This window comes from Spirosoma fluminis, from assembly GCF_054778895.1.
The window spans coordinates 450,892-469,186 of record NZ_BAAGZD010000041.1; the positions used below are offsets into that span (position 1 = coordinate 450,892).

At 52.3% G+C, this 18,295-nt stretch carries 10 protein-coding genes; 8 read left to right on the plus strand and 2 right to left on the minus strand.

Annotated features, from left to right (window positions below; all coding sequences use genetic code 11):
- Positions 1 to 20 precede the first annotated feature (20 nt).
- A complete protein-coding gene (locus ACYVBJ_RS23770) occupies positions 21 to 941 on the plus strand; it encodes a winged helix-turn-helix domain-containing protein (RefSeq protein WP_460984784.1) in 921 nt (306 codons plus the stop codon).
- 224 nt (positions 942 to 1,165) lie between these two features.
- On the opposite strand, the gene ACYVBJ_RS23775 is transcribed toward ACYVBJ_RS23770, so the two are convergent.
- Both ACYVBJ_RS23775 and ACYVBJ_RS23780 read right to left on the minus strand, forming a co-directional pair.
- Positions 1,166 to 1,687 (minus strand): dihydrofolate reductase family protein, encoded by a 522-nt coding sequence (locus ACYVBJ_RS23775; protein WP_460984785.1) that lies wholly within the window; start codon positions 1,685 to 1,687, stop codon positions 1,166 to 1,168.
- Positions 1,688 to 1,754: 67 nt separating this feature from the next.
- Positions 1,755 to 2,552, minus strand: coding sequence for a helix-turn-helix domain-containing protein (locus ACYVBJ_RS23780; RefSeq protein WP_460984786.1), 798 nt, complete (start codon positions 2,550 to 2,552; stop codon positions 1,755 to 1,757).
- Between the two features lie 173 nt (positions 2,553 to 2,725).
- Between ACYVBJ_RS23780 and ACYVBJ_RS23785 the strand changes: the two genes are divergently transcribed.
- The 7 genes from ACYVBJ_RS23785 to ACYVBJ_RS23815 all read left to right on the plus strand — a co-directional run bounded on the left by ACYVBJ_RS23785 (position 2,726) and on the right by ACYVBJ_RS23815 (position 18,173).
- Complete coding sequence (locus ACYVBJ_RS23785) at positions 2,726 to 3,064, plus strand: PadR family transcriptional regulator (protein ID WP_460984787.1); 339 nt, start codon at positions 2,726 to 2,728, stop codon at positions 3,062 to 3,064.
- 11 nt (positions 3,065 to 3,075) lie between these two features.
- Positions 3,076 to 5,760 (plus strand): ABC transporter permease, encoded by a 2,685-nt coding sequence (locus tag ACYVBJ_RS23790; protein WP_460984788.1) that lies wholly within the window; start codon positions 3,076 to 3,078, stop codon positions 5,758 to 5,760.
- Complete coding sequence (locus ACYVBJ_RS23795) at positions 5,760 to 8,432, plus strand: ABC transporter permease (protein WP_460984789.1); 2,673 nt, start codon at positions 5,760 to 5,762, stop codon at positions 8,430 to 8,432. The genes ACYVBJ_RS23790 and ACYVBJ_RS23795 overlap by 1 nt, the downstream gene beginning before the upstream one ends.
- Positions 8,432 to 11,044, plus strand: coding sequence for an ABC transporter permease (locus ACYVBJ_RS23800; protein WP_460984790.1), 2,613 nt, complete (start codon positions 8,432 to 8,434; stop codon positions 11,042 to 11,044). Before ACYVBJ_RS23795 ends, ACYVBJ_RS23800 begins: the two co-directional genes overlap by 1 nt.
- A 524-nt stretch (positions 11,045 to 11,568) precedes the next feature.
- The gene (locus ACYVBJ_RS23805; protein WP_460984791.1) at positions 11,569 to 14,889 is read left to right on the plus strand and encodes a T9SS type A sorting domain-containing protein; all 3,321 of its coding nucleotides are present in this window, start codon (positions 11,569 to 11,571) and stop codon (positions 14,887 to 14,889) included.
- Between the two features lie 195 nt (positions 14,890 to 15,084).
- The gene (locus ACYVBJ_RS23810) at positions 15,085 to 17,103 is read left to right on the plus strand and encodes a T9SS type A sorting domain-containing protein (protein ID WP_460984792.1); all 2,019 of its coding nucleotides are present in this window, start codon (positions 15,085 to 15,087) and stop codon (positions 17,101 to 17,103) included.
- Positions 17,104 to 17,294: 191 nt separating this feature from the next.
- Positions 17,295 to 18,173, plus strand: coding sequence for an MBL fold metallo-hydrolase (locus tag ACYVBJ_RS23815; RefSeq protein WP_460984793.1), 879 nt, complete (start codon positions 17,295 to 17,297; stop codon positions 18,171 to 18,173).
- The last annotated feature ends 122 nt before the right edge of the window (positions 18,174 to 18,295 follow it).

Consider the following 18,295-nt stretch of genomic DNA (forward strand, 5'->3'; position numbering starts at 1 on the left):
GAGATAAATCAGGAACAGCCATGAACGCATCCGCTACGTCTATCCCTCGCCCCTTTGTTGCGCTCATGGCTGTTCTCGTCGCTGGCTTTCTCTTTGCTCTTTTCGCTCAACTCACACCTTCCATCGGTGAAAATTCCTATTCAGCTGAAAAGGTAAACCTGGCGCTCCGACGTACTGCTCACCACCTGCTTACCGAAGCGGGCGACAGGACGTCTCAGATTCCGCCCGTTCAGCAACCGAAGCCGGGCACATTTCTCATTCAGCTAGGGCGCACGTTTACTTACAACCGACTACCGGTTTTGCTGGATCAATCGCTGAAGCTTCATGGGATCAAAGGCAATTATGACGTAGCGGTACTGGACTGCCAGAAAGGTAACTTGCTGTTGGGCTATAACTTCCGCGACCTAACGACAGACGAGCCAGTGCCCTGTGTCGGTCGCCAACAAACAAGTACCTGCTATACCGTTCAGCTTACCCTGCTTAAGACAGAAGCGCCGACCCAGCCCGTTGCAACCTGGGGTCTCTTCGCCTTTGGTTTCCTGCTGGCTGGCCTTTTGTTTACCGCCTGGCGCCGAACCACGCCAACGCCACAAGTACACGTAGTTAATTCACCAACACCCAGTAAGCCGGAGCACCAACCGATTCGGTTCGGCAATTCCAGCTTCGACCTGGCCAACCAAACGCTCACCCTGGGTGCTGCCCGACACGAATTGACCTATCGCGAAGCCAAGCTCCTTCACCTGTTCGTCCGGCACCTCAACCAGCTTCTGGAACGTGACTTCATCTTGAAATCAGTTTGGGAAGACGAAGGCATTATTGTCGGACGTAGCGTTGATGTGTTTGTTTCCCGTCTGCGTAAACTACTCCAAGATGACCCTGCCGTACGTATCGTCGCCGTCCATGGCGTAGGGTATCGTTTCGAGGTTCGTCAGCCTGAGTAGTGGCATTTACCGGTTTTAATGATACTTTTCCTGTGCTCCCTTTCCCAAACGTTACCTCTATTGTACTCCTGCCGTATCATACCCCTCCCGGCCTCCCCTTGTAGGGGAGGAGTTTTAACCGGCAGCTTTGCTCCTCCCCTTCGAGGGGAGGTTGGGAGGGGTAATTAAGCGCAAAACGTATCTCAAACGGTGCTGAATCTGGCAATCGGCATTACCCGAACGTATCACGTTAGCTGATAATAGAGCGCGACCAGGCCGGTTGAGTACGTTTTTGAGTCGATAAGCGTTAGGTGGACACGGTCCTTGAGATTGATAAACAAAGGTTTACCCGCACCCAGCAAGATCGGATGAACAGCCAGAAAGACTTCGTCAACCAGTGCGGCATTCATGAAGGCACTGGTTAAATCAGCCCCACCGAACAGCCAGATGTCTTTACCAGGCTGATGTTTAAGGGCGTTGACCTGCGCTTTCAGATCCCCACGCATCAACTCGGCCCCCTCGCCCACTGCGGTCAGCGTATTTGAGAAAACGTATTTTTTGAATTCCGAAAACTGATAATTACTTGCTTCTTCGGCAGGATTGGTCATCAACTCATAGCTTTTTCGCCCGATAAAGATCGAATCGATACGCTCCAGAAAGGCACTCATACCATAATCCTGATCGGTGAAGCACCAGTCGTATTCGCCGTTGGGCCCTTCGATGTAGCCATCCAGACTGACGGCCAGCCCTAAAATTACCTTACGCATAGAGTTGTTCGATTGGTTTTGGCAAAGTTGCGAACGAACAGACCGGCGTACTTGTAAAAATCAGACATTAGCATAAGATGTAGTTCGCCTGGAGCAGTTGACGCGGGCTTAAGCCGGAATACTCCCGGCACGCGTGGATGAAATGCGACTGATCATAGTAGCCGCTTGCATAGGCGATCTGAGTCAGATTATAACCAGGAGAAATTCTGAGTTGCGCCAGGGCGTGTTTAAATGCCGTGATTCGGGCAAATTCTTTGGGTGCCAGTCCAACACATTGGTTAAATCGACGGATCAACTGGCGGTTGCTGATGCCAATTCGATTGGCTAATTCTTCCAGCGAGAGTTGACCGTGCACCTGGCTGATCTGATCAATGCATCTGGCAACACCCATCTCATATTGGCTAGCTTTTGCCAACTGCCGAATCAGATGCTGCTGAATACACTGCACCCGTTGCGTCATGGTTGGTGCCTCATCAACGGACTGCTGCATCTCGTCGGCACTACGTCCCCACAAATCCTGTAAGTCAACCACCTGATTGGTAACAGCCTGCATCGGTACGGGAAAGAACGGATAAGCGCTACCGCTCCAAAAACAAACCGACACGTAAGACACGCTGCTGAACGTCCGAACGTCCATAAACTGATTCATTCGGGACGTAACGAAACTCCGGCTGACATGCGCGATCTTACCGACTGACGAAGCGATGGATTGTGGCTCGCCGATATTCACGAAAAGCTCAAGGCACGTATCGGGCAGCACCCGGATAAGATCAGACGTAACGGCGGGTTTATCACTTTCTACCGTGCAAATTTCCCTGACAAAAGGCCTCAGCAGCGGGGCAATATAGTAGCATCTGACTTGCATTATCCAAAGATACACATTTAGCTTTCTGCGTCCGGTTTACGGACAGTTGATGTCCAAAATCGGACAGGCGACCTATCCATCGTTTCTTAAAACAACCCTTATTGAGCGTTAAAAGGCGTTTCTCGTGATTGGCACCGCATTTGATCGACATTATCGGAATAAATACTGATACCATGAAACGCGTCTTTCTGGGAGAGTTTGAAGAAGTGGTCATGCTGACCGTTGCTATCCTCGACGAAGAAGCCTACGGCGTTACCGTAACGCAGGAGATTGAGCAGAAAACGGGGCGGTCCGTTGGCTTCAGCACGGTTCACACGACCCTGCAACGATTGGAAGAGAAAGGCTTTTTGTCGTCGCGCATGGGTGGAGCCACCGCCGAGCGGGGTGGGCGCCGGAAGCGCTTTTTTACGGTGACGGCGGCTGGCCGAAAGGCGTTGCAGGAGGTTAAACAAGTTCGCGAAGAGTTGTGGAGTTCGCTGCCTCCGCAGACACTGCAACTGATGGGTAACTAATCCGATGGCGTATGAGCACTCAGAATCCTACCCCACCCCGTTGGGCCCAGAAGTTCCTCAGTTGGTGGGCTCACCCCGACACGCAGGAAGACGTACAAGGCGACCTGCTAGAGCTGTACGCCTATTGGGTCAGCACCGTCGGCAAGCGCCGGGCCGACTGGCGTTATAGCCTGAATGCCGTAAAGTTATTACAACCCTTTGCCAAACCTGACCGATCCACGCACTACACGCAACCCTTCTTTTTACATCCCGCTATGATCCGCAACTATTTAACCATCGCCTGGCGAAACCTCAACCGAAACCGGGCCTTCTCAGCCATCAATATTGCAGGCTTGTCAATTGGGCTGGCTACGTGTATCCTCATCAGCCTGTTCGTGCTTGACGAGCTGAGTTACGACCGCTTTAACGAAAAGGCAGACCGTATTGTACGAGTCTATTTCGAGGGCTCGATGAGTGGCGGTAAAATTCACGAAGCACACGTAATGCCACCCGTTGCTCAGACGCTCAAAGCCAATTATCCGGAAGTACGGGAAGCCACGCGGCTCAGAAAAGCCGGCGCTCCGATCATTGCGTATGGGAATCAAACTTTCAAAGAAACCGCGGTAGTTTTCGCCGACTCTAATTTCTTTGAAGTCTTCACGTTGCCCTTCGTGAAAGGTGACCCCAAAACGGCATTGAGTCAACCCAACACGATAGTGATTACTCAGGCAGTGGCGCAGAAATACTTTGGGAATGATGACCCCATCGGCAAAATACTAACGATCAAAACCGGCGAAGTAACCTGTAAGGTAACCGGCGTGATTGAGCCGATTCCGGCAAACTCGCACTTCCACTTCGATTTTTTCGCGTCGATGGCGAGTGTCCCCGATGCGAAAACGCCTTCCTGGATGACCTCCGAATATTTTACGTATCTGGTACTTCCCGAAGGCTATAATTATAAGCAGCTCGAAGCCAAGCTGCCGCACGTAATCGAGACGTACATGGGGCCGCAGCTACAGCAGTCATTCGGCATGAGCCTGGCTCAATTCCGGCAGAAAGGGAATGATGTAGGTTTTTTCTTACAACCCTTGACCGATATTCACTTGCACTCAAACTTTGCGTATGATCTGAGTCCCGCGGGTGACATTCGTTACGTGTATATGTTCGGCGCTATTGCGTTGTTCATGCTGCTCATCGCCTGCATCAACTTCATGAACCTGTCGACGGCAGGCGCGTCGAAACGAAGGAAAGAGGTAGGTATCCGGAAGGTGATGGGTTCTGTAAAGAGTGCCCTGGTCAATCAATTCCTGACCGAATCGGTGCTGCTCACGATGCTCGCGCTTGGCCTGGCGATTGGTTTAGTATACGTAGCGCTGCCGCTGTTTAACGACCTATCCGGAAAAGCACTAAGCCTGAACTTTCTGGCTGCTCCCTGGCTGTTGCCGAGTCTGCTCTTCCTCGGCTTTGTTGTGGGGATACTGGCGGGTAGTTATCCAGCCTTTATCCTTTCGTCGTTTACCCCCGTTACGGTGTTGAAAGGCGCTGGTTCAGCGCTACAGAGCAAGCCTGGCGGAGGCCGTAGAGGTCTAAGCTTACGCAGTACGCTGGTCGTTGTCCAGTTCTCTATTTCGTTTATCCTGATGGTGGGCACGACCGTTGTTTACCAGCAACTGAGCTACATCCAGAACACCAAACTGGGGTATGATAAAGATCAAGTGCTGGTGGTACAGGAAACGTGGCGGTTGGGTAAAAACGAAAGCGTTCTTCGGGATCAACTCCTGCACGACGCTCGGGTAGCGAACGCAACGGTGTCGGGTTATCTGCCGGCTGGCCCTTCCGGCAACAACAATTTTATGGTGTACCCCGACGATAATACGTCCCAGTTTTTAAAGGCGCTTCAGTATCAGGTTGACGAAAATTACATTCCTACCCTGGGCATGAAGATGATCGCGGGACGTAACTTTTCGAAAGATTTTGGCACCGACTCAACAGGCATCATTCTGAACGAAACAGCCGCCAAAGCGTTTGGCTGGGGGACAAAGGCGCTTGGTCACACCATCACGCGACCTGACAACGAAGGGCGCAAAGCCACTTACCGGGTCATCGGTATCGTGAAAGACTTTCATTTCCGGTCGTTGCACGAACGCATTGCCCCCTTAATGATGACGCTGGGCCAAAATTCCGGCCTTGTGATTGCGCGGGTACAAACGAAGGACGTAATGGGGTTACTGGCATCCGTTGAAAAACAATGGGCCAGGTTTGCGGCAGAAGCGCCACTTGAGTACTCATTTCTGGACCAGAACTTCAACGCTACGTATCAGGCTGAGCAAAAAACAGGTCGTATTCTTGGCCTGTTCGCCGGGTTAACCATCTTCGTAGCCTGCCTGGGTCTGTTCGGTCTGGCGACCTTTATGGCGGAACAACGGACCAAAGAAATTGGCGTTCGGAAAGTACTGGGTGCGTCGGTATCCAGCCTTATTGGCCTGCTCTCCGCCGACTTCCTGAAGCCCGTGTTGATCGCGATTGTTATTGCCTCACCTATAGCCTGGTATGCCATGAGCCGTTGGCTCCAGGATTTCGCGTACCGAATCAACATGGAATGGTGGATGTTCGCTCTGGCGGGCATGGCAGCGATACTCATCGCTCTCTTGACAGTCAGCTATCAAAGTATCAAAGCGGCCCTGATGAACCCGGTTAAATCACTGCGGTCCGAATAATGGAAACGAAGCCACCCCGCTGGGCCGAGCAACTCCTCAACGCGTTCGGCCATCCCGACACGCGTGAAGAACTACAAGGCGACCTGCTGGAACTGTACGCTTATTGGGTTAGCACCGTCGGTAAACGCCGGGCCGACTGGCGCTATGGCCTGAGTGTGCTGAAATTGTTACGTCCATTGGCCAAACCCAAACAAGTATCTGAATACCCTCAACCTTTTCTGCTGAGCCCCGATATGATACGGAACTACATCTTAATCGCCTTCAGAAATCTGTGGCGCAAAAAAGCCTTTTCGGCCATCAATATTGTTGGGCTGGCAGTGGGATTAGCGACCTGTTTACTAATCACCGTATTCGTATTACACGAACTGAGTTATGATCGGTACCATGCCAAAGCCGACCGGATGTACCGCATGATCATGCTCGGTCAGCTAGGTGGCAAAGAACTTAAAACAGCTTTTTCTGGCGTTCCGGCAGGTCCGGCACTGGTTCACGATTACCCAGGCGTTGAAGCCTCGGTCCGGCTCTATGGAGAAGGAACGTTTATTGTTAAGCATGGCACCGAACGCTTTAAGGAGGAACACGTCATTTTTCCCGACTCGAACTTCTTCAACTTCTTTTCGATCCCCCTCCTGAAGGGCGATAAACGTACCGTACTCACGGATCCGAATACAATAGTCATTACGGAGACCATCGCCAGGAAATACTTCGGTGCGCAAAATCCCGTCGGAAAAACCCTGACTCTGGGTACCCGTGGCCTTTTCCGGGTGACAGGTGTATGCCAGGATGTGCCCTCGAATACCCATTTTCATTATACGATGTTTGCGTCAATCAGTTCGGTTCAGCTGCGGAATACGTGGTTATCGAGTGGTGTCCAGACATACGTTATTCTACGGCCTGGGTACTCGATTGATAAACTTCAGGCGCAGATGCCTGCTTTAGTCCATAAATACATTGGCTCAGAGCTTCAGCAACTATTAGGTATAAGCCTGGCTGAATTTACCCGTAAAGGCGACCGATTGGGCTTCCAGTTCCAGCCGGTTACCGCTATTCATCTTCGGTCTGAACTGGAAGGTGAAATTGAGCCCAATGGCGACATTAAATACGTGTATATATTTTCGGCCATCGCCCTGTTTATTCTGCTGCTGGCCTGCATCAATTTCATGAACCTGTCAACCGCCGGATCAGCAGGCCGGGCTAAGGAGGTTGGCATTCGCAAGGTGCTTGGCTCCGTTCAGCAGCAGTTGATCAGTCAGTTCCTGAGCGAGTCGGTCCTGATTACATTCCTGGCCTTACTGATTGCCCTGGGTATTGTCATAGCCGTTTTGCCAGGCTTCAACCAGCTAGCAGACAAGCAGTTTAGCTTAAGCACGATCGTTCGCGGCTGGATGCTGCCCGGCATTGGCCTGGCCTGCCTGCTGATTGGTCTGCTGGCAGGCAGCTATCCGGCCTTTTTCCTATCCGCTTTCAAGCCCATAAGCGTCTTGAAGGGCAGTAGCTCTGCCTTAGCGTCACGCGTTCAAGGCGGTGCCCGGAGCGGTTGGTTACGGAATACGCTGGTAACGGTTCAGTTTGTGGTGTCGATCGGCATGATCATCAGTACCCTGATCGTATACCAGCAACTTCATTTCATTCAGAGCAAGAAAGTGGGGTATGATAAAGATCAGGTGCTGATTCTGCACGACACCTACGCGCTTGGCGATAAGGCCAATACGCTTAAAACAGAACTAGCGGAACTATCGCAGGTACGGGAGGTTTCGATGGCAGGGTATCTGCCTGCCGGAGCCTCCAGCAACGGAGTCGAGGGATTCAAGATCGACAAGGGGGCTGGCGAGTCTGTTACGTACCGCAACAAATCGTACTACGTTGACGAGAGCTACCTGCCCACATTAGGCATTCGTGTGGCTCAGGGGCGAAACTTCTCTAAAGCCTTTCCGTCTGACAGTTCAGCGGTCCTGATCAACGAAGCAGCCGCCCGGCAGTTTGGCTGGAAAAGTCCCGTTGGCCACCGAATCTCGACAGTCGGCAACGGCAGTCTCGAAAGTCGGCGTACGTATACTGTCGTTGGCGTTGTGAAAGACTTTCATTTTGAGTCGATGCACCAGAACATTGCACCGCTGGTCATGATTTACGGTGCCGACAACTACCAAATGGCCCTGCGCATCAGCACAAAGAATGTACCCGACTTATTACGTTTGGTAGAGCAGAAATGGAAAGCGCAAACAAACAATCCATTTGCTTACTCATTCCTGAACGAACGGTTCAACACAATGTATCAGTCTGAGCAACGTATCGGCCAGTTGTTCAGCATCTTCGCTAGCCTGACCGTTTTCATTGCATGCCTGGGTCTGTTTGGGTTAGCGATGTTCACGGCGCAGCAACGCACCAAGGAGATTGGCGTTCGCAAAGTGCTGGGCGCATCCGTTACCAGTATCATTGGGCTATTGTCGAGTGATTTTCTAAAACCAGTTCTCGTAGCTATGCTGATTGCCTCTCCGATTGCGTGGTACGCCATGCATCGCTGGCTGCAGGATTTTGCTTATAAAATTGACATTGCCTGGTGGGTATTTGCGCTAGCCGGCCTACTAACAACAGCCGTAGCGTTACTAACGATCAGCTATCAAAGTATCAAAGCCGCCCTTACGAATCCGGTGAAGTCACTACGATCTGAATAATGAAAACGAAGCCACCCCGCTGGTCCACCTGTCTCCTCAACGCGTTCGGCCATCCCGACACGCGGGAAGACGTGCAGGGCGACCTGCTGGAGCTGTACACTTATTGGGTGAGAACGGCAGGCAAACGCCGGGCCGACTGGCGCTACAGTTTAAGCGCGTTAAAATTACTTCGGCCGCTGGCCAGGTCTGCAACACCACAACCGTACGCATCCCCTTCTTTTCTGAGTTCCTCCATGATTCGCAATTATCTGAAAATAGCCGGTAGAAATCTGCTTCGGAACAAGATCTCTTCCTTCATCAATGTTGGCGGACTGGCCGTTGGCATGGCCGTAGCCCTGCTCATTGGCTTATGGATCTGGGACGAATTTTCGTTTGATACGTATCATCAGCGCTACGACCGGCTGGCGCAGGTGATGGACACGCAAACCTTCAATGGCGAAACTCACACCAGCGGAGCCGTTGCGATTCCGCTCGCCAACGCTTTACGTACTCAATACGGCAGTGATTTCAAGCGGATGGCGCTGGTGTTTCCGAGCTTCACGCACATTCTGGCCAATGGCGACAAAAAGATCGCGCAGCCGGGCGTATGGGCTCAGCCCGACCTGCCCGAAATGCTTACGCTGGATATGCGACAGGGACGCCGGGATGCCCTTAACGATCCATCTTCGGCCTTACTCGCTCAGTCGCTGGCCGAAGCCTTGTTTGGCAACACCAACCCAATTGGCAAGACCCTGAAATTGGACAACCGCACCTATGTGAACGTAGCGGGTGTATTCAACGACCTGCCCCGGAACACGACCTTCCACGACACCAAGCTATTTCTGTCCTGGAACAAGGTCGTTAACGACCTGAGCTGGGTGAAAGAAGCCGAAACCCAGTGGAATTTACAGCACTGGCAGCTGTTCGTGGAGTTGAACGACCGGGTTGACCTCAACAGGCTGAATGACCGAATTAAAAACATTGAGAATACGTACCGGCCGAAAAGCAAGTCCGAAATTCTACTGCATCCAATGGCCCGCTGGCACCTATACGGCGAGTTCCAGAATGGGCAGTCGGTTGGCGGCCGGATTCAGTTCATCTGGCTGTTCGGCATCATCGGCGGCTTTGTGCTGCTGCTGGCCTGCATCAATTTCATGAACCTGAGTACGGCCCGCTCCGAAAAGCGAGCCAAAGAAGTCGGCATTCGCAAAGCGGTCGGGTCGGTACGTAGTCAGCTGATTGGTCAGTTCCTGAGCGAATCGCTGCTGGTTGCTTTTCTCGCCTTTGTGCTGACGGTTGGCCTGGTGGTGGTCACGCTTCCGGCTTTCAACCAACTCGCCGATAAAACCATTTCGATTTCATGGTCGAACCCGACGCTTTGGTTATCGGTGCTGGCTTTCACCCTACTGACCGGACTCATTGCCGGTAGCTATCCTGCTTTCTATTTATCGGGTTTCGAGTCGGTGAAGGTGTTGAAAGGTAACTATCGCGTGGGGCGATGGGCCTCGGTTCCCCGACAGGTACTGGTCGTGGTTCAGTTTACAGTATCGATTACGCTGATTATCGGCACCGTGATTGTATTTCAGCAGATTCAACACGCCAAAAATCGGCCAGTAGGCTACGCCCGAAACGGGCTGATTACGGTCCAGAAAAATACGCCTGAGCTGTTTCAGGTATCGTACCAGGCTATTCGAAATGATTTGTTACGAACGGGTGTCGTCGATGATATGGCGTACTCGTCCGCCCAGTCCACCGAAGCCCCGACGGGTAACGCCGACTTCGACTGGAACGGAAAGGTCCCGGGTTCCTCAGCCCTGATTCAGACGGTTGGGGTTAGTCACGACTACGGCAACACGATGGGCTGGACAATTAAGGCCGGACGTGATTTCTCGAGGCAGTTCCCGACCGATTCAAACGCCTTGATTCTGAACGAAACGGCGGCCAGGCTAATGGGCTTCAGGCAGTCGGCCATTGGCCAGATCGTTCGGTGGGGCGGGAAACCGCATTCGGTCATTGGCGTGGTAAACGATCTGGTTATGGAATCGCCCTACCAGCCCATTCAGCCTTGCCTGTTCGTGCTTGATTACAAATGGGGCAATTTTATTACGTTACGTCTTAAACCCAGCCTGCCGGTACGTGACGCACTGGCCAGAATCGAGCCGGTTTTCAAGACATATAACCCCGGCAGTCCCTTCGAATTCAACTTTGTCGACGACGAATACGCCCGCAAGTTTTCTGATGAAGAGCGTATCGGCAACCTGGCCACTACATTCGCAGTTCTGGCCATTTTCATCTCCTGCCTCGGCCTGTTTGGACTCGCTTCGTTCGTGGCCGAGCAGCGTACCAAAGAGATTGGTGTGCGGAAAGTGCTGGGCGCATCCGTACTGAACGTTTGGACCTTACTGTCGAAGGAATTTATAACGCTGGTCGTCATTGCGTTTGCCATTGCTACGCCCATAGCCTATTACGCGCTTCATACATGGCTTCAGCAATACGAGTACCGTACCGACATAGCTGAGTGGGTGTTTATCGCTTCGGGCGTGGCAGCCTTACTCGTTACGTTACTGACGGTGAGCTTCCAGAGTCTCAAAGCCGCGCTGATGAATCCGGTCAGAAGTTTACGGAGCGACTAACCTTTTTTAAGCCTGTTCTTCTAACAGGCACCTGGTAATTTTGAAAAAGCCCGGCACTGAAGTGACCGGGCTTTTTTGTTGGCTCCAACGTACCAGTTTACCCTGGTTTCGCAGTCCGGTTGAGGCCTATTTCAGCCTGCTAAGTTCCCAGCCAAAGTGGCCTTCCTTAAAGTTTTACTTCAACGTGTCGTCAACGGATTTTTCTTAAAAAAAGCAGTTGGCTGACCTAAAATGGAACAATAGTACAAAAATTGGAACATGTGTGATAGACTTTGTGGGGGGCGCAGTCGGAACTTTACAGCTCAATATTCATCGTTTCAGTCAGCCTATGTTTTCTTTTTTACGTTCCCCAAATAAATTCTTCACTAACGGCTCCACCCTGGATAAGGGCAGCGGATCTGGTGCTACGTCCAGACCATTAATCGGCCTTACTGTCTGCCAGGTGCTCTGGCGGCAACTCGTGTGTGTTCAGTCCCAATGCCAACAAAGAAGTTCGCTTCGATCAATGTAAAACCCATACTGTTATGAATTTATTTTATCCTTTATCCAGGCTATTACAGCAGCGAGTCGCTGTCCGACTCATCATGTTGACCGCAGCAATGCTCATCACGAGCCTGATCGTTCAGGCACAGATCACGTTCAACAACTTTACCGACACAGGCACCCCTCCATTTAGAATAGGTCCTTACTTCATGACCCAGGTGACCGACAACACGAATGACTTTGGGACATTAACGGGCGTGGTGCCCGTGCGGGATGGCAAGAAGCTAGAGTTTGGCAAAGAATACAATTTCATCACCGAAGAATACTACTATGGCAACACATTGACGGTTATCGGGGTGGGGCCTGGTTTTCCTTGGCGTGAGGGATATTCGGGAAAGGCATACGGCAATCTTCGGACTGGAACGTCTGTACTAACCTTACCCTCGGGTACAAAGGCGTTCTATCTTTATGCCAAGCCTTTAGTAGGCACTTATGATATAACCGTTACGGCGTATAGCTATATCTATGTACCGGTAGGTGGCGGAGGGACCAGGCTCGAAAGACGTGAAGCAAAGTTTACAAAAACGGTTTCCTATCTGGAGCCCCAATACTTTGGCTTCCAGGTTGATAGTCCAATCTATGAAATAGAAAAGGTCGATGTAGAAATATCGGGAGGTACGCTTTACATCGGGGATTTTGGCTATTCGACATGCGGTCTTAACTTCTCTGCCTTTACCGCTTCCAACCAACTGACCTGTGCGACCCCTAACTCATCGACTCTGACCTATAATGTACCTGCTGGCAGCAACTATACAAACTTTTTGTTTGTCGGCCCCGACATTCCTTTGGGGCCGACAACTAACAATAAAGTTACGGCCTCTAAGCCCGGAGAGTACTTCGTTTACCCCTTCAACTCAGCAACAGCAAACGAAACGGAAAACTGTCCACTATCGCTTACCCTGACCGAAAACAAGACTCCGCCGAACGTTACCCTGGGCAATGATGGCCCGCTGAGTTGTTCTAAAGCGGTGGTTAGCATTGCGGCCACCGATGGTTCGGCTGGAGATACGTATGCCTTTACTGGTCCCAACAACTTTAGCCAGACTGGGAGCAGCCCCACAGCCAGTGTGACAGCGGTGGGAACGTACTCGCTCGTTGTTACGGGGACTAATGGCTGTTCCGGCACAGTGGTTCAAACCACCGTCGAAAGAGATCCCACTCCGCTCACCCCCACTATCACTGGTCTGGATGCAGCCTACTGCCAGAACGCTCAGGCCATTCCACTGGCGGGTAACCCCACAGGGGGCACTTTCACCATTGACAATCAACCCGCTACTGAGTTTACCCCGGTCAGCCTTAGCGTGGGTAGTCATACAGTCCGCTACAGCCTCACTCAGAATGGTTGCACAGGCTCCGCTAGTCAGATAGTTGAAATTAAGGCCGTACCTGATGCGAGTTACTCGGGGTTGGCGGGTTCGTACTGTGCTGATGCGGCCCCAGTTACTCTTACGCCGACCACTCCGGGGGGCACCTTCACCGGACTGGGCGTATCAGACAATACCTTCACCCCCGCCAAAGCAGGTAACGGCGGCATCATCACTTATTTGGTCATGGTCAATGGTTGCACCAGCAGCAGCCAACAGAACGTGACAGTCAATCCCGTTCCTCCAACACCCACGCTACCCGGCCTGGATGCGGCTTATTGCAAAAACGCCCAGGCCGTTACGTTAGCGGGCGATCCTCAGGGGGGCAGCTTTACGATTGATAACCAGCCAACCACTGAGTTTGCCCCAGCCAGTCTCACCGTGGGTAGCCATACCGTCCGCTATAGCCTCACTCAGAACGGATGCACCAGTTCCACCAGTCAGACGGTTGAAATTAAGGCCTTACCCAACGCTAGCTTCTCAGGGCTGGCCAGCCCCTACTGTGCTGATGCAGCCCCGGTTAGCCTTTCACCCACCACGCCAGGAGGCTTCTTCACCGGACCAGGCCTATCGGGCAACACCTTCACTCCCGCCAAGGCAGCCAACGGCGGAACCATCACATATTCGGTCACCGTCAATGGTTGCACCAATACCAGCCAGCAGAATGTGGTCATCAACCCCCTGCCTACGCCCACCATCACCGGTCTGGATGCAGCCTACTGCCAGAACGCTCAGGCCATTCCACTGGCGGGTAACCCCACAGGGGGCACTTTCACCATTGACAATCAATCCGCTACTGAGTTTACCCCGGTCAGCCTTAGCGTGGGTAGTCATACGGTCCGCTACAGCCTCACTCAGAACGGATGCACCGGTTCCACCAGCCAGCTAGTGGAAATTAAGGCTATACCTACGGTCAACTTATATAACAATGGTCCCCTGACCTGCGCCAAGCCGAGCGTTACGCTGACACCTAGTCCTACCACTGGCCTCACCTTCGTGTTTAGTGAAGGAGATACTCCGCCAAACGAGAGCAATATAGCCAGGGTTAGTACTGGGGGGATTTACTCGGTTACTGCGACCAACGACAATGGCTGTTCAGCTAGCGCATCCACCACTGTTACTAGTAACACGACTGCTCCTGATCCAAGCCTGACCAACACTGGTCCCTTGTCGTTCACCAATACCACCGTTACGCTAACTGTCACTGCCAGCCCCGGAAACGTTTACAGCTATTCCTTCAGCCAAGGCGCTACTCAACAGGGCAGCAGCAACATGGCTCAGGTTACTACCGCTGGTGTTTACTCGGTGACCGTAACCCGTCAGGACAACGGCTGTACAGCGGTAGCTTCTACCACCGTAGCAGGAGGCAACAACCCCACCGTCTGCCGGGGCGGAACAGCGGTGATCAACGTAATCGTCGAGGGTGACCCAGTTAAATATGAATGGTACAAGAACAGCCTGACCAGCCCCAAGCTCATGGAGACACCCCAGCTCTTCCGCGGTACAGCGACAAGCAGCTTAACCTTAATCAACGCCCAGACCAACACCCAGGGCAACTTCTTTCTCAAAGTCACTGACCGCTCAGGTACTGTCAAAGTTTACGGCCCTTACCGGTTAACGGTCGACGGCAACTGCCGGGCTCGGGAAGTAGCCTCGGTAGAGATTCCGTTACGTATCGAGTTGGTTCCTAACCCCATCCAGCAGGAGCGGCTGCGGGCGGTGGTACGTGGTAGTGAAGGTCGTCCGCTACAGGTAGAGCTGGTTGATCTGAGCGGCAAACCGGTACGTCAGCAGCACTGGCCCCAGGCCGACTCTGAGCACCGCATTGACTGGGACATGAGCAGTCAGGCCAGTGGTGTGTATCTGTTGCAGGTCGTCAGTGAAGCGGGTAACGGTGTACCGGCTCAGCGGCAAAGCATAAAGGTTGTTAAGCCCTGATACGTACCGTGGTCTGTTGAGGAGCCTGATCAATCAAAGGTCAGGCTTCTCAACAGACTGGCTCGTGTTCCTCTACGGGGCAGACAAATCAACCAAGTCAGTTTCCGTCAGCAAGCTTATTTACTGAAAAATAAAGTTCTCTCGCTCTAGCAGCCCTGATACAAGCTCAGTATTCATTCCTCCCTAAGATTAACTATGAACAAGCAACTTCTACAACTCGCTCACATTCGAAAGAGCTTAACTCAACTGCTGAGTTTGTTCGCTCTACTGGTACTGGCCTTCCCAGCCAGGTCCCAGTGTAGTGATATAACATTGAGCTCGCAGCAACAGGTTGATGACTTCGCTCAGTCGGGGTGTACAACTACATCCCGTGACTTAATCGTCTCGGGATTAGACATTACCAATCTAAATGGATTAAGAAACTTAACCCAGGTTGGTAACTTAGAGATTAAGGGCACCAAGCTAGCCAACCTGGAGGGGTTGAACCAACTCAAGCTTGCTTCCGACATATCGATTTCGGGCAACTCAAGCCTGACCAGCCTTAACGGATTGAGCAGCCTGACTGATGTGCAAAGTGAAATAGAAATTGATGGTAACTTATTGCTTACCAATCTAACCGGATTAAGTAGTCTGACTCTGGTAAATTATACATATATCACCAGTAATTATAGCTTAACCAGCCTACAGGGGCTGAATGGCCTTTCCCGCACGGTAGGTGGCTTATATATTACGTCTAATCCGGTATTAACTACGCTAAGCGGGCTGGATAATCTTAGGTCGATAGGAGCTAATTTAGTACTAATAAGCAACGATAGAATGACCAATCTGACGGGTCTGAACAGTCTCACCTGTGTACTCAGTGGTGATGTACTAATCGAACGTAATAGAGAATTAACCAGCTTGGCAGGGCTGAATAATTTGACTATAGTGTCGAGGGACCTGGAGATCAGCGACAATCCGGTACTGACCAGCCTGGCAGACTTGAGTGGATTGGCCTCAATTGGTGGAGAAATTAAAATCGTTGATAACTCAAGTTTAACGAACTGCGCCATTGCTGCCCTATGTGCCGCCTTAGCGAATCCACCTCAGGCCATTACAATTCAGGGCAACGCGTCTGGCTGCGCATCGAAAGAGGAAGTGCAAAGCAGGTGCCCACCTATTAGCCTTACTGCCCCCGAACCGGTCAGCTCAACGGTGTGCGCCGGTGCCAGCCTGACAACCACCGTGGGCACCACGGGCAACGTAAAGACTTACCAGTGGTACAAAGACGACGCACTCCTGGCCGGGCAAACCTCGCCTATTCTCTCCTTGACCAACGTCGATCCTTCGGCCAGTGGAGCCTACCGTCTGGTGGCGGTTAACGCCTACAGTAGCCTGACGGCCACTGCCTTCAACCTGACGGTCAACCCTTTTCCCCAGGACGTAAGCTTGAGTAACTCGGGACCTCTGTCGTTTACTAACACCAGCGTGCTGCTGATGGCCTCGGCCAGCCCCCCCGCCACCTACTCTTATCACTTTAGTGCAGGAGCTACCCGGCAGGGCAGTAGCAATACCGCCCGAGTCACTACGCCTGGTATCTACTCGGTAACAATTACAACCGCTAATGGCTGTACCGCAACGGCGTCTACTACTGTTTCAGGAGGCAACAACCCTACCGTCTGCCGGGGCGGCACAGCTGTGATCAACGTAGTGGTAGAGGGTGATGCGGTGAAGTACGAGTGGTACAAGAACAGCCTCACTACCCCCAAGCTCATGGAAACACCCCAGCTCTTCCGGGGTACCGCTACGTCGAGTCTGACCCTGATCAACGCCCAGACCAATACCCAGGGCAACTTCTTCCTCAAAGTGGCCGACCGCTCAGGCACTGTCAGAGTTTACGGTCCCTACCGGTTAACGGTCGATGGCAACTGCCGGGCTCGGGAAGTAGCCTCGTTAGAGGTTCCGTTACGTATCGAGTTGGCTCCTAACCCCATCCAGCAGGACCGACTACGGGCCGTAGTACGTGGGGCTGAAGGTCGTCCGCTACAGGTAGAGCTGGTTGATCTGAGCGGCAAACCGGTACGTCAGCAGCGATGGCCGCAAGTCGACTCTGAGCAACGTATTGACTGGGACATGCAGGGGCAAAGTTCAGGCCTGTATCTGTTGCAGGTGGTCAGCGGAGCCACGACCAATACCCCGGCTCAGCGACAGAGTCTGAAGGTCATCAAGCCCTGAGTAACCTGAGCACACAGTAACTCGACGGGCCTCCTCGTTTTAAGCCGATTATGCATAGCAGCGACCTGAGGCTATAACTAATCGGCTTAGAACGAAGAGGCCTTTTCTGCTTTTCGGGAAGTCGCTAAACTACCGGCTCATTCTGGAGTTAGGTTGTAGGTTCTCCGCTTAGTGGGGAATTTGGCGAGCAAATGAATCTAACCATCACGGGCTATTCGACCGCCCTATTCTCTACCTGGTACTTCATTGAAGAAGTAAGGCTACTCTTCGATGCCGGCGATGGCGTAGCCGCTAATCTGCTGCAAAAGTCCCGCAAGATTGAGCACATCTTCCTCTCTCATGCCGATCGGGACCACATTACAGGCTTGCTGCGCTTCAACGAGCTGAATGCGCGGGAGGGTTTCCCTAAACTGTTTTTTCCGGCCGACACCCGCTCGATTGGTGCGCTGGAGGTGTTTTCCAAACAGTTCGACAGCCGAGTCAACCAGACCATCTGGCAGGGTTTAGTTCACAACGAACGGGTCACGATTCAAAAAGATCTATTTGTTCAGGCGATACGTAACAACCACGTCGTCAGCGCTCAACCGCACGAGACAAAAAGCCTGAGCTATCAGGTTTATCAGGTAAAGCACAAACTGAAACAAGATTTACTAGGTCTGTCCCAGGGTCAGATTATTCAGTTGGCGCACGACACTGGACGGGAAACACTGACCGAAGACGTCCGAACAAATCTGTTGGTTTATTCCGGCGATACGCCCACCGATCAGCTTGCGCTGTGGGACAATACCCAGATTCTTATTCACGAAGCCACATTCCTGACGGACGAGGAATTCGCTACGTTAGATGCCAATCGCAACCGCCATAGCACACTGGAAGCAGTATTACGGGCCGTAGCCGATCTTCGCATAGACACCTTGATTCTGGGGCATTTTTCTTCGCGGTATTCGTCCGAGGAGATTGACGCGGCCATCAAGCGATTTTGTCGGCACTTTCAGATCAGGATTCCGGTGTATCGCCTGCTGCCCGGCCAAACGCAGTGGGATATTCTTCGTAGTGATCCAATCAACTGAGCCGTTCTCTCATACGGCCAGTTTCCTAACTACGCAGGGCGTAAGCTGGTTGTGCTTCTGCGAAAACTAGTGAACTAAGCGGGCTAGCCGGTTACGTGCCCATCGTCTGGAAACGGAAACTA